The sequence below is a fragment of the Streptomyces sp. NBC_00390 genome (assembly GCF_036057275.1).
GTDB lineage: Bacteria > Actinomycetota > Actinomycetes > Streptomycetales > Streptomycetaceae > Streptomyces.
Genome location: NZ_CP107945.1, coordinates 2,948,156 through 2,961,998 on the forward strand (window position 1 = coordinate 2,948,156; position 13,843 = coordinate 2,961,998).

The window sequence follows — 13,843 nt, forward strand, 5'->3', positions numbered from 1 at the left end:
GCGCCATGGGCGGCTCGCCACCGTCGCCAGGGTCCTGCGATGGGGCCGCGGCCGGACAGACGGCGGAAAGCAGCACAAATTCCGGCAGACCTTCGCGCACCTATGGCTGCGATGGGGCCGCGGCCGGGCAGGCCGTAGATAGGCACACTCGTGATGATCGATGACTTCAGGTTTGAGCACCTGCGATGGGGCCGCGGCCGGCCCAACCGCGGATAGTGAAGACCGCACCGCACGTACGCGCCCGGGTCTTCGAGCGGCGATGGGGCTGCGGGTCCGGCATGCCGCGGATAACTGCGTCGGGTTGCGCAGGTCATAGGTCTGCCACTCGCCGCGATGGGGCCGCGGCCGGACGGGCCACGGACAGCAAGCGGATCGCTGCCCCAGCGGGCTTCGGTGTCGGCCGGCGATGGAGCCGCGGACGGATAGACCGCGGATAGGAACGGCACCCAGGACTACACGATCGAGGGCAACACCCTGCGATTGGGCGCGCGGCCAGGCAGGCCGCGGATAGCTGGGTGGAGCCGACGGAGTTGTACTGGTCGAAGGTCCTGCGATGGGGCCGCGGCCGGGAGGCCGCGGATAGTCTTCCGCCGACGGTGGCGGGCCTGCGATGGGGACGCAGACGGGAAGACCGCGGATAGAGGTAGGCCGCGAGCCCATTTGTGCGAGTGTCGCTTCCTGCGATGGGGCCGCGGCCAGGCAGGTCGAGGGCAAGCGTAGGTGCGCGTCTCCAGGTCGAGAGTGCCCGGAAACCTGCGATGGGGCCGCGGACAAGAAAGGCCACGGACAGCACTGGCTTGACGACTTCGGTCTCCAGCCCGGCGCGGACCTGCGATGGGGCCGCAGCCGGACAGTCCGTTCGCAGTGATGGAGGCGTACAAGCCTGATGCCCTGCGATGGGGCCGCAAACGGGAAGACTGCGGATAGCGGTAGTGATGGTGATGTCCGGGGTGGTGCCACCAGTCCTGCAATGGTGCCGCGGACGGATAACGCGGTGATGATCGGCCAGTGGCGGCCGCCGTGGAAGCTGCAATGGGGCCGCGGCTGGGCAGGCCGCGGATAGGGTCACGGTCTCGCCGACCGCCCACGTGCGTGGCGCCCTGCGATGGAGCCGCGGCCGGACAGACCGCGGATAGCGGCATCGAGCTGCCTCGGGTGACGTACGACCAGATCCTGCGATGGGGCCGCTGCCGGACAGACCCCGGATAGCCCGGTGCACGCCAACCCACGCCACGTCTCCTCCCTGCGATGAGGCCGCGCCGGACAGACCTCGGATAGTCCGCTTTGCTGAGAGCGTGGGCGTGAACCCGTGGGCCCTGCGATTGGCCCGCGGCCGGGAGGGCGCGGATAGTTTTCCGCCGACGGTGGCGGGCCTGCGATGGAGCCGCGGACGGGACAGACCGCGGATAGCAGGCGATCGCCGTGCAGGCGAAACTGGACGCGCACCTGCGATGGGGCCGCGGCCGGGAAGGCCGCGGATAGGACGGAGTCTTCAACGGGGTCCTCGCGCGCGGCGAGCTGCGATAGAGCCGCGGCCAAGAAGGCCGCGGATAGGAGATGGTGGCTGCTCCCCCGCCGTACACCTTGCCCCTGGGATGGAGCCGCGGCCGGACAGACCGCGGATGGTGGTGACGATGGTGATGTCCGGGGTGGTGCCACCGGTCCTGCGATGGGGCCGCGGCCAGGTAGGCCGCGGATAGGCCACTGTCGAGGTCCGGGTCGACCGCCATGATGCACCTGCGATGGGGCCGCTGGCCCGGCAGGCCACGGAGAGGACGTGCACCCGGCGATTGCGAACATCGTCGCGTACCTGCGATGGAGCTACAGCCGAACAGGCCGCGGATAGCAGGTACGCAGGGAGGGAGGGACGACAGTTCGGGTGCCTGCGATGGGGCCGCGACCGGGCGGGACGCGGATAGAGGAGTGCGGCCAAGCGGCGGACACGATCGTGTGGGACCTGCGATGGGGCAACGGCGGGAAGGCCGCGGACAGGGATCACCGCCTCGCCGAGGACGTTGCACTTCCCAGTGCTGCGATGGGGCCGCGGCGGCAGGCCACGGATAGAGTCGTTCCGATGTCCGCGGACGCTCTGCGCCAGGCCCTGCGATGGGGCCGCGGCCGGGCAGGCCACGGATAGTGACGTCGCTCGTTTCCTGCGTGCCATCGGGACGGTTCCTGCGATGGGGCCGCGGCCGGGCAGGCCGCGGATAGGCCGCGTGAGCGGCAGGTTCTGTGTCTGGCCTGGTAGTCGCGCGCTTTCCAGCATGGGCAAATACGCCCCTTTCAGGCATTACGTTTCGGTGCGTTCTGCGTGTCGCTGCTGTGCTTGCGGTTCCGAAGTGGGGGTGGGGAGGAGGAGTCCCAAGCCGAAGTGACTGTGGCGGCCGAGGGTGATTGGTCCGCTGATGGGTTCGTTGAAGGTGAGGTGGAGTCCTCGGCTAGGTCGGTTGTCGTTACGGGTCTCGCGTTTTGTCCAGCGGTGTTGGGTGTAGAGGGGCCAGTCGCCTTGAAGGATCTTGCTCTGGGCTGGGGTTGGGTGTTGGCGATGGGCGAGTTCGCGGGCCGCTTCGGTGGTGAAGAACTCAGTGAGTGTCTGGTGCTTCTTCGGGTGCCGCGCTGGGACGAAGGGGGTGAGGCTGGTGTGGCGAGTGGCGGGTTTGGTCCATTCGGCGGGGAGGACGTCGGCCGCTGCTCCGTAGGCGGTGACGCGGAGGTGGAGGCGGCGTGGGCCCGGCACGCCTTCCGGAACGCCGATGGTCCCGGTGGTGGCTTGATGGATGGCGTCGAGTTCTTCGGTGTCAAGTCCTCCGGGTGTCCAGATGATGATTTCGTCGATGCGGCGGTCGTGGTTGCTGTCCCAGGGCAGAAAGTGGGCGTGGTGGTGACCAGTGAGAGGCCTGCCGTCGGCGGCCTTGCCGGCGAGGTTGCTGTGACGCAGGGCCTGCAGGCCGTTGCCTGGGGTCAGGGGCTTGATGCAGCGGGATCGGAGAGTGTCGGTGAGTGGCAGGGTCTGGGTGAGTGGGGGGAGCGCGGGGCCGTTGATTGTGAGACGGACCGCAGTGATCTTCTCCGTCTTGCGCTTGACCTTAGGCCGGTGCGCTGGTGGCTGTGCGGGGGTGTGCGTGATGGGTGCCGCGTAGGACAGGAGTCGGCTGCCGGGCGGGTACAGCAGTGAGCGAGCCCGGACGTCGGTGGGGCGCATGGTGAGCCCGTCGAGGTCCAAGGGAATGGTGGGGGCCAGGACTTCGAGGTTCGTCCACCCGCGGGGGGCGAGGTCATCGTCGTTGAGCTGAACAGCCGGGGTGTGGGTGTCGGTGGGGATGTCGTCGGCGCTGGTCAGCAAGCGGGCTTCGACGATGCTGTCCGCACGGCCAAGGTAGGGCAGGGATTCGGCGAGCTGGGCCAGGGCTTTGGCCTGGTCGCTGGCGAGGTCGCCGAACCATTGAACGTAGATGGTCGCGTCGCCGCCAAGGACGGCGAAGGCGTCCAGGGCTAGGTCGGTGCCTGCGCTGCTGCCGGAGCGGTGGCTGCTGTCGGGGAAGTAGTGGCGGCTATGACTGAGCTGGTGTGGCGGAATGCGGTAGGCGGGCGGGGAGGACAGCCGAGCGAGGACTTGGTGGACTTGGTCGGCAGCCAGGTCGGGGCAGCGTTCTTTCCAGGTGGAGTAGAGCGCGCGCAAGATGCGCCAGGGCGAGGGGGGCAGTTCGACGGCGCCTTCGTTGACGAAGTGTCCCCAGGGGGTGGCGTGGTACCGCTTCCAGGGGAAGTGCAGAGCAAGGGTGATCACTGGGCGCCGCCTGCGGTCTTCTTCTTGGGCTTTTCGCCGTTCCACAGCACGGTGAGGGCGCCTTGGGTGGGAAGGTCGGCGATGGCTCGCGGGAGGAGTTCGGTGATCCGGGCGGTGAGTTCGGGGCGTTCGGGGAGGTCTCCGGCGTTACCGGTGGGCTTGGCGACGGGTTCGAGGTCGCAGGCGGTGCGCAGCCGCAGGCCGCCGTCGAGGAAGCTGCGGATCTCCCACAGCGCCAGCGTGGTGAGGAGTTCGGTGCGGAGTTCGCCCAGTCCGTAGGACCGCAGTAGAGCGGTGTCGATGGCGAACATCGCGCGGATTTCGCGTGCGGTCCATTCCACGCGGTGGAAGGGGACGGATCCGTAGCCTTCGCTGGTACCGCCGGCCCCTTCGCTCTGGTCGCCGAGGGCGTGCCGGACGCTGTCGCTCTTGCGTCCGCCGCTGACGGCGCGGCGAACGTCGTGGGCTTCGATGACGGCGGAGACAGCGCGGGTGAATCGCGGCTGGCCCCACCACGCCTTGTTGTTGAAGAAGGTGCCGTGCAGCAGCACGAACGGGTCCAGGCCCATGAGCGCGTCGGCCATGGCCGGGAAGTTGAGCGGCTTGTCGTTTTCCAGCCCCAGTCTGCTGGCGATGAGGTCGAGCATTTTGGTGCCGTCGAGAGTGGCTTCGCGTACGAAGGCGGAGGCGATCCGGTGGGCCTCGAGGCGGCTGGAGGTAAGGAATTCTTCGGGGGCGCTGGCGCGGTGGACACGGATGTAGGGCAGGTCGGCGATGAGGTCGACGGGCTGCTGGGCGCCGTGGTCCCAGGCGGTGGCTTCCAGGCGGTTGGCCATGGACTGCACGGACTCCACCAGGAGGGACGGGGTCGTGCTTCCGTCGTCGGCGAAGGTGTCGAAGGTTCCGGCGCCGATGTCGGGGAAGCCGGTGGGCTGGAAGGTCGACCCGAAGGCCGGGCGCAGGGGGACCTCGAAGCGGATGCGGTGGAGATCGGTGGTGATCACGGTGGTCCTTTCACGTGCACGGTCTTCAGGTGGTGACGGAAGAGGCCTTGTCGGGGCGGGTCGCGGTCACGGCGCTCAGCGCCTTGGTGCGATCGCGGGTGCGGACGCGCATCAGGAGAGCGGCGGCCAGGCGTGTGCCGTTGGTGTGGTGAGCGGCCAGGGCACCCGTGCGGTCCGGTGGGCGGCCGACCATCGGCCTGCATCCGGCGAGTTGGAGCCGTAGGAGGGCGTCGTCGAGAACTCTGGCGGGACCGGCGGCGATCAGGCGGGCGATCCAGTCGGGGCGCGGGCGCAGCGTGGCAGTGAAGGCGAGGGGGGCCGGTCCCCAGGTGGAGACCAGCCGGAGCGGGTCGGTGGAGAAGAATGGCACCAGCACGGACAGCACCGGGTTCAGTGCGTGTCCGTGGTGTGCCGGGGTGGGTTGGTTGGTGGTCCAGCCCAGGGCCATCAGGCCGCGCAGGTAGTTGGCGATCACCTCGTCATCGCACTCGCCGTCCAGGAAGGATTCGAGGGCAGGGAGTGCCATGGTCTGCCCGACGGCGAATTCCGCGGCGGGTGGTTCGGGATCACCGGGTGCGGCTTTGAGGGTCTGCAGGTGCAGGCGGTGGGCCTGGGCGAGTGCCTGCGTGAGGGTGGAGCCGAGGAGTTCGGTGCCCGTGGCGGGGCTGTCGGCCCACACCAGACGGGCCCTGCTGCGTGTCACCCGGGTCAGCAGCGGACGCAGCGCGGGCATTGCGTGCTCTGTGCGGGTCTCGGCGAGGGAGGCCAGGGCGGAGGCCAACTGCAGCTCAAGTTGGCCGACAATACCGGGCGGGGGCTTCCAGATGCGGGATTGGCGTGGCTGATACGGGGCGATGTCCTGGCGCAGGCGTCCGGAGCGGGCGACGGCCTCGTGAAGGTGGCCGAAGGAGATCACGAATCGGGCCATGGCGGTGGTATCTCTGCCAGTGATAGCGGCGAACAGCGCTTGATCACACTGGCGCAGCAGGGCGGCCACACCTGCAGGAATCTTGTCCTTGCGGCGCAGCCGGGCGAGCCACACGTACGGTTCTGCAAGCAGGGTGTGCTCACTGCGTAGGGCGACGGGGACGTCCGTGGCTCGGATGGCGATGGGGTTTTGGCCGAGGCGTTCGACGATGACGAATCGCCGGAAGGCGGCCAGGTTGCGGTCGACACCGAGGGCGGAAATGGCCAGCGCGAACAGCAAGCCGTCCTTGGCCTGGGAGCCGGCCCATCGTGCCCGGCCCTCACCAAAGAGCTGTTCCATTTCGGCGAGGTTGGCGGGCCGCTCCCACAGAGGCGCCCAGATCTCGCCCTTGGCAGTCTCACCGGCCGAGGCGGTGGGGTGCCCGATGGGGGTGGCGTGAACGCTGAAGGGCCACGCCGCTCCCGGCTCGGCAGCGTTGCGGCGGACCGCGGCGCTGGCGAACATCAGTAGACCTTCGCAGGTCAAGATGGTGCGCCAGGGATTGATGAAACCTTGCTTGTCGGGTTCACCCCAGATGGAGGCCAGGACTCCTCCGGCCCGGCCGGGATCGAACTGGCCGACGGCTCCCCGCTTGTACGGGATGTCTTCAGCGCCGGTCAGGGCGGCGCGTAGCCACGCGGCGGCATGGCTGTGGTCGGCCTCGGGGCCGAGGACCAGAGCGAGATGCTGGAGGTAGGTCGCGGACAGCTCCTGGCGGCCGAAGTTGCCGCCCGTGCCGGCCACCGGATTGAAGTGGACGTCCGGACCGCTAAGGACAGCAGCCACGTCGATCCAGGGCAGCGCCTCATCGGGGAAAGTGTTGCGGCACAGGCTGATCACTGACTGCTTGTGTTGTTTGACCCACAGGCTCTCACCCGCCCACCCGCGTGCACGCCCTTCGGCCACGGCCCTTCGGCCTGCAGCGATGGCTTGTCGCAGTACCGCCAGGCGTGGATCGTGGCTGTCCTCGATCTGAGCCAGGGCCCTTTCGGCTTCCACGCTCTTGCCGTTGCCGGCGAACCCCCCTCCGGCGTTCCACGGGGAGATGATTGGGCTTGGCTGATAAGAGCTGACGAGCCACGCCGTGAGCTCTTCGATGCTGGATGAGCTGGTCAGGACGGGAAGGTCGTCTGCCCAGCGCAGCCGTGTGATGGTGTCGTGCTGGGTCGCCAAAGTACGCAGCAGGCCGAGCGCGCTGAGGTAGCCGCCCAGTGTCGTGGCGCGTAATCCGCGCAGCGGAATCTGGTTCCTCACCACAGCACCTCCTGCTCGAATGCGCCTGCCTGTACGGGAATCGGGAGCGGGGTGGCGGAAGGCTGCTCGTCCGACGACACGGCCCGGTCCTGCGCGGACTGCGGTGTGCGGTAGGCCTGGCTGGCCCGCCAGTCCGCGACACGCACGAGCGCCTCCAGCAAGGCCAGTCGAAACGGCCCAAGCCCGGAGAGCAGTTCGGCGGTCCGCTGCGTCCAGGAAGGAGCTCCCTCCGGACCGCCGCCAAGGAAGAGCACGGACGGGTCGACGACGATGCGCGGGAGTACCTGCCCGGCCGGCAGCTCGACTGGGCCGACCTCCTCCGCCGGTTCGACGCCCAGAACCCGAGGCGGCACGCGTTCGGCCTCGCCCTGCATGGAACGCACCGACACCCGCACCTTGCCGTGGTGCGCTGCCGCAAGGTAGGCGATCAAGCCCGCGTGCTCGCTACCGTCCAGAAGGGTGCTGTCCGGATGCAACAGCGCCAGCGCACTGATCAGTTCGTGCCGGAAGTACCTGCGCTCGTGCCGACCCATCCGGTGACGCGATTTCGCCCAGGGTCCCGCGCCCGGCGGCTGCTCCCCTTCTGGACAACTGCGACGGATCGTGTTGACGAACACGACATGTGCCTTGCCCAGGTCGTGATAGCGACCTGCCAGCCGAGCCGCCTCCAGGTGTCCGGCGGACAGCCCGTCCAATGGAGCCAAACTCTCTGCCAGCGAGCCGACTTCCCGTTCGACGTCCTCGAGGTGCTCGATCAGGTCCACCCACCGGTCCGTGCAGGACGCATCGTCCTTGCCCATGCCGTCCGGAACCTGCCCAGTCCGGGCGCGGGAGAGCACCGGGCCTCGGTGCTTGAGGCCCCACCCGAGCTTCGTGTCGTACCAGCCCGAGGCGGTGGAGGCCAGCAGCACGGTGCCGGGGCGGATGTCGGCGAACTGGGCACGACGCCAGGTGCCCTCCGCCGCGTCCACGACCCACAACGGGCCCAAAGAATCCTTCACGATCGTCTTGAGGTCCCTAATCGGCGCGGCACACAATTCGTCGCGGGCAGGAAACGCCTCACGCTCGCCCGGCCTGCCGTCCGTCAACCCGCGCCACGCCACCTGGGCCGTAGTGTCCTGGCTGTCCCTGATCCACTGGGAGACGTCGATGTCCGCACCACTAAGGTCGGGCATGGTGTCGAACAACTGCTGCAGGTCGCGGCGCCGCAGGACCGGATGGACAACGGGCTTGGGGACGACGGGCATCTCCTGGAGCGTCGTGGAGTTCACCCAGGTTCTCTCCAACGAGGTGAGTGCCTCCACCGCCGTCTCGACATCCTCCTGCTCATATGGCGCGTACTGCCCCCTTCCAGAGGGAGGCGGAGCCCACAGCAGGTCGGCGCCCTCCGGAAACTCACCGGCGCGATTACACCGACCGGCCCGCTGCACCACCGAGGAAAAGAGAGCAGCCTCGGTGAACAGCACCCGAGACGAGAGATCAACACCTGCCTCAAGAACCTGGGTGCTCACCACGATCTGACCGGCCACAGACAACGGAGCCCTCAGCTCATCCATCAGCCCCTCCCGCTCAGGTGGCCGGAACCGGGAATGCAAGAGCACCACTTCCGGCCCGCCCCGGCGAACGAGTTTGGCCAGCGCCGCCTGAACCGCCACGGCGCGCTCTGCCGTGTTGAACACTGCAATCGTTCGTGTCCCCGGTACGTGACGCGCCACCAGGACCTGCGCCACCCCAGCCGGGTATGCCACCGCCGACTCGGGCACCCCCACCCGCTCCACCCGCCGCACCGCGTCCAACCGCACGGCCAGGCCACCGACCCGGTCGTCCTCCCCCAGTTCCACCACGCCCCGAACCTCGCGGTGGTCGGGCGTGCACACCTCTTGCGGCGCAAGCGTCGCCGACATCCACATCGACTTCGACGGCGCGCCCGTACACAACTGCTCCCGCAGCCCTTGTAACTGCGCCGACGTAGGCAGCCCTGGCCCCATGAGCTGCGTCTCGTCAAAGACGAACTGCACACCGCTGTGGAGCAGCCCGAACGACACCGGCCATTGCGCACGCGACTCCCCATACCCGCGCATCAACAGCCGGGACAGCAACATGTCCTGCGTTCCGACGAAGACCGCTGTCCGCGACGGATCCATACGCCACGCGTCATCGTCGCGATCCTCGCCGCCCATAAACACATGGACGCCCACCGCCCCGGCCAGACCGGCCTTGGCAATCCACCCCTGTACGACCGCCGCTGTCTGCTCGACCACTGACCGCAGCGGCAGAACGAACACCAACCACCGGGCCTCGCCGGCGCGCACGCCGGCATCAGGATGCTCCAGACGGCGCCACAACCACGGCAGCACCCCAGCCGCTGTCTTACCCGCCCCTGTAGGCACCCGCAGCAACTCTGGCAAACCCTCTGCCGCAAGCCGCTCCTGGTACGGATACGGCCTCGCATCAGCATCGTCCATCGCAGCACGAAACAGCTCTACGAATGTCCGGCCCACGCGAACCCTCCCCTAACGCTGTGTAGTTGGCAGCCACGCCGCATACTGACACGCCCCACTGACAACCACCGCTGAAAGGGCGAAACCGGCACTGCACGTTCCTGCCGTGCAGACGAACTGCGCCGCCCGTGCCACTCGTGAACGCGTCCGTACAGCGTGCCCCGACGGATCGCCACGCTGGCCAAAGGGCCCTCGCTTGTGGTGTCGATGTCGGGGGCTGGCGGGTAGGTCAGGGGACATCGGCGGAAGGGGCGGGAATGGGTAAGGCGAGCCGGGCGAAGAAGGAGCGCAGCCGGGACCGTATGGGGGAGTGGACAGCTGGCAGGGCTGCGGTGACGGCGTCCGGCATGCGGGCGGAGACTCTCCGGCACCTGCCGCGCAACCCGTGGGTACGGACAATGGTCAGCTCCAACATCAACAATGTGCTCAGCGAGATGTACCAAGTGCTGCTCAACAGCGATGCGCCCCATGGCGCCGAATGGGAGCAGGCATGCTCGCTGATTCTGGGCAAACTCGGTATGCGACCGCCCTGGCCTGCCGGCCCCGATGCTGCCGCGGACTGGCAACTGGCCCAGGATCTGAATGTCCTGCGGTCAGCTGAGCTGATGGTGATCTCGCCCTCCGCCCATGCCTCCGTCATGGCAGCGGCGGCCACGCTGGAGCCCGGCGACATCACCACGCTGTCCCGCGACCGGGACGTCGTGACACCCAAGGGCCTGCTGGTTCTGCCGGAGCCCGTGGTGTGCGTGAACCGGACCGGATCGCTGTCCGACACTGCCGCCTTCGGCTGGCAGTTCATCACCCAGCACCAGATGCTGCCCACTGCCACGTACGAGGGCGTCCGGATCAGCACCTTCATGGACCGTGATGGTCCCGTCCAGCCCGACGAGTGGCGTGCGGCGGTTACTCAGGCCCGTGCTTCTGGCCATCCCTTGCCTCGTCTTGTCCCCGACGGCATGTACGGGATGCGCGGTGACGCCGCCGTCACCGCAGCCGACGACGGGTCCACGGAGTGGCTCACCGAGCAGCACAAGCAATTACAGACCGCGCTCACGCAGGCGTCCGCCTGGCGAGCCGAGCCGGTCGCCGACATCGGGGAGTGGGCCGGCGGCCGCGTGGAAGACCCGGACGACGACTTCGCCTGCCGCTACATGTTCGCGTTCTGGCGACTCGTCGCTCAAGGCGTCACCACCACCCAGCCCACAAGCAGTCCGCCCACCGGACCCCGCACGACAGGCATCCCTCGCGATCCCGACGTCCGGGTCGTGCACCTGGCCCAGCAGATCCCGGCGCAACGCTCGAAAGACGCAGCGGAGGAGAAGCAGATCCGGACGTATCACCACCGGTGGCCCGTGCGCATGCACAAGGTCCGGCAGTGGTACCCGTCCGCGCAAGAGCACCGCCTCATTTGGCGCGGCCCCTACATCAAGGGACCGGCAGAAGCGCCCCTCATGCTGGGCGAGAAGGTGTATGTGGCAGACCACTGACGGACCGTGCCGGGCTGATGAGCCGATCTCGGCTGCCTCGCTGCCGTCGCGCTGCACGGGCGACTCGTAATGCGTGGGTCTCGGTCTTGGTTTCCCGCTGGCCGTCAGCCACGACGCAGGTTGGCGCGCGGATGGCAGACGCGGGGAACCCACAACGCAGCCTTGCCATGCCATCATGGAGAAATCCTGGAGACGATCTTGAGATAGCGGCCCCCGAGCACCACCGGAGACCGACACACCCCGACAGCCTGACCAGCAGCTTTGACATGAGTCCCAGGTCGGCGATCTTCCAGGGCCTAATTCGGGACGAAGAGGTCGTGGGTTCAAATCCCGGCGCCCCACAGCCGAGATAGCAGATCGGGCACTTCCTCACGTGAGGAAGTGCCCGATCTGCTGTGCCTGCGTGTCTGGATGGCGCTGCCGGCCAGGTGGCGCACCTCGCTCGGCCGACCGGGGAGACAGCCCTTCGACACCGTACGCCGGGGCCGTCCGTGGGCCGTCTGCGGGTGGCCGGCGACGACCAGCAACGACCAACGTCGACGGCAACCGCGCAGGTCTCCAGCCGGATGCGAACCAGCGCCGCACCTCGCCGGAGAGACGGTTCAATACCAGAAGTACTGAGACCGGCGACCAGCGCACGCCCGCTCACCAGCGCCTTCCGCGCGCGGCCCCATCGGGTCACGCGCGCCCTCTTGCTGGCATCCCGCATGACTGCGACTCTGAGAGTCCCCCCACTTGTGAACTTGTGAATCGGTTCGCGAACGACCCGATCCACCAAGGAGGTGGCTCCGTCCATGCTCGTCCGTGACGCCATGAGCACGGTGGTCCTCACCATCGGACCCGCACACACACTCCGCCAGGCTGCCCGCCTGATGGCCGCGCGCCGTATCGGCGCAGCGGTCGTCCTCGACACCGACGCCAACGGACTCGGCATTCTGACCGAGCGCGACATCCTCAATTCGGTGGGCTTGGGGCAGGACCCCGACCACGAGACCGCCGGCACCCACACGACCACCGACGTCGTCTTCGCCGCGCCGTCCTGGACCCTGGAAGAGGCGGCCGAGGCCATGGCGCACGGCGGCTTCCGTCATCTGATCGTGCTGGAGAACGGCGGCCCGGTCGGCGTCGTCTCCGTACGCGACATCATCGGCTGCTGGGCTCCGGCCCGGCGCCGGTCCGCCACACTGGCCGGCTGAAACGGGTACGCACGAGGGCCGGCCCCCTGCCCATCACCGACAGGGATCCGGCCCTCCGCTGCGCGTCAGGTGACCGTCAGCCGCGCAGTGCCCGGACCGCGGCGTCGAGCCGCTTGCCGAAGTCGCCGTCCGCCTGCCGGAAGTTGTCGATCGCACGCTCGGCGATGTCGTCGCGCGACACCTTGGCGATGAAGCCGGCGAGGTTCTCGGTCAGACGGCTCTTCTCGTCCTCGGACATCAGGCGGTAGAGGTTGCCGGCCTGGACGAAGTCGTTGTCCTCGGCGTGCGCCGGGGCCGCGTGGCCGCCGGTCACGCCGGAGACCGGCATCGGCTGCCACAGCGGACGGTCCGTCTGGTGCGGGCCGCCGAAGCTGTTCGGCTCGTAGTTCTTCGCTCCCTTGTGGCGGCCGTCGTACAGGGCGCCGTCACGGGAGTTGGTGCGCGCCTCGGTGGCGTGCGGGCGGTTCACCGGGAGGTGGTCGGCGTTGATCCCGACGCGGTAGCGGTGCGCGTCGCCGTACGCGAACAGACGGCCCTGGAGCATCTTGTCCGGGGACGGGCCGATGCCCGGCACGAAGTGCGCGGGGCTGAAGACGGACTGCTCGACCTCCGCGAAGATGTTCTCCGGGTTGCGGTTGAGCTCCAGCCTGCCGATCTCGATCGGCGGGTAGTCCTCGTGCGGCCAGACCTTGGTCAGGTCGAACGGGTTGAAGCGGTAGTTCGCCGCCTCGGCCGCGGGCATGATCTGCACCTGCACGGTCCAGGTCGGGAAGTCACCGCGCTCGATGGACTCGCGCAGGTCCCGCTGGTGGGAGTCGGGGTCCTCACCGGCGAGCTTCGCGGCCTCCGGCGAGGTCAGGTTCTTGATGCCCTGGTCGGTCTTGAAGTGGTACTTGACCCAGAAGACTTCACCGGCCGCGTTGTTCCACTGGTAGGTGTGCGAGCCGTAGCCGTTCATGTGGCGGTACGAGGCGGGGATGCCGCGGTCGCCGAACAGCCAGGTCACCTGGTGGGTGCTCTCCGGGCTCAGGCCCCAGAAGTCCCACACGTTGTCGGCTTCCTGGCTGCCCGTGTACGGGTCGCGCTTCTGCGTGTGGATGAAGTCCGGGAACTTGATGGCGTCCTTGATGAAGAACACCGGGGTGTTGTTGCCGACGAGGTCGTAGTTGCCCTCTTCGGTGTAGAACTTCAGCGCCCAGCCGCGCGGGTCACGGACCGCGTCGGCGGCGCCCAGGTTGCCGGCCACGGTCGAGAACCGCAGGAAGGTCTCGGTCTGCTTGCCGACCCCGGAGAGGAACCTGGCACGCGTCCACTGCGACACATCGCGGGTCAGGGTGAAGGTGCCGTACGCACCGGCGCCGCGGGCATGGACGACCCGCTCCGGAATGCGCTCGCGGTTGAAGTGCGCAAGCTTCTCGAGCAGCAACTGGTCCTGGACCAGCACCGGTCCGCCGACGCCCGCGGCCTCGCTGTTCTGGTTGTCGGCGACCGGCGCTCCGGCCTCCGTGGTGAGCGGTCCCTGCGTCACGTGCGCCTCCTGCGTCATTTCCTGCGTGTCCTGCCCCTCGGCGTCCTTCGTACTGGATCCTACAATGGACTTTGTCCAAGTCAATAGAACGTCCAAAGTCACACCGGGTCGGGACCTGA

At 68.3% G+C, this 13,843-nt stretch carries 7 protein-coding genes; 2 read left to right on the forward strand and 5 right to left on the reverse strand.

Annotated elements, in window-relative coordinates; all coding sequences use genetic code 11:
* Positions 1–2,290: 2,290 nt before the first annotated feature.
* From csb2 to cas3g, 4 genes are read right to left on the reverse strand one after another with little or no spacing between them, the layout of a single operon-like run.
* The gene (gene csb2, locus OHS70_RS12335) at positions 2,291–3,787 is read right to left on the reverse strand and encodes a type I-G CRISPR-associated protein Csb2 (protein WP_328396706.1); all 1,497 of its coding nucleotides are present in this window, start codon (positions 3,785–3,787) and stop codon (positions 2,291–2,293) included.
* Positions 3,784–4,791 carry a type I-G CRISPR-associated RAMP protein Csb1/Cas7g gene (cas7g, locus tag OHS70_RS12340; RefSeq protein WP_328396707.1) on the reverse strand — a complete coding sequence of 336 codons (1,008 nt, stop codon included), beginning with the start codon at positions 4,789–4,791 and terminating at the stop codon, positions 3,784–3,786. The genes csb2 and cas7g overlap by 4 nt, the downstream gene beginning before the upstream one ends.
* A 25-nt stretch (positions 4,792–4,816) precedes the next feature.
* The gene (cas8g1, locus tag OHS70_RS12345; RefSeq protein ID WP_328396709.1) at positions 4,817–7,012 is read right to left on the reverse strand and encodes a type I-G CRISPR-associated protein Cas8g1/Csx17; all 2,196 of its coding nucleotides are present in this window, start codon (positions 7,010–7,012) and stop codon (positions 4,817–4,819) included.
* Positions 7,009–9,513, reverse strand: coding sequence for a type I-G CRISPR-associated helicase/endonuclease Cas3g (gene cas3g, locus OHS70_RS12350; protein ID WP_443062597.1), 2,505 nt, complete (start codon positions 9,511–9,513; stop codon positions 7,009–7,011). Before cas3g ends, cas8g1 begins: the two co-directional genes overlap by 4 nt.
* Positions 9,514–9,770: 257 nt before the next feature.
* On the opposite strand from cas3g, the gene OHS70_RS12355 reads away from it, so the two are divergent.
* Together OHS70_RS12355 and OHS70_RS12360 are read left to right on the forward strand one after the other, a co-directional pair.
* The gene (locus OHS70_RS12355) at positions 9,771–11,000 is read left to right on the forward strand and encodes a hypothetical protein (protein WP_328396713.1); all 1,230 of its coding nucleotides are present in this window, start codon (positions 9,771–9,773) and stop codon (positions 10,998–11,000) included.
* A 794-nt stretch (positions 11,001–11,794) separates the two neighbouring features.
* A complete protein-coding gene (locus tag OHS70_RS12360) occupies positions 11,795–12,196 on the forward strand; it encodes a CBS domain-containing protein (RefSeq protein ID WP_328396715.1) in 402 nt (133 codons plus the stop codon).
* Between the two features lie 76 nt (positions 12,197–12,272).
* On the opposite strand, the gene OHS70_RS12365 is transcribed toward OHS70_RS12360, so the two are convergent.
* Positions 12,273–13,742, reverse strand: coding sequence for a catalase (locus OHS70_RS12365; RefSeq protein ID WP_328396717.1), 1,470 nt, complete (start codon positions 13,740–13,742; stop codon positions 12,273–12,275).
* Between the last annotated feature and the right edge of the window lie 101 nt (positions 13,743–13,843).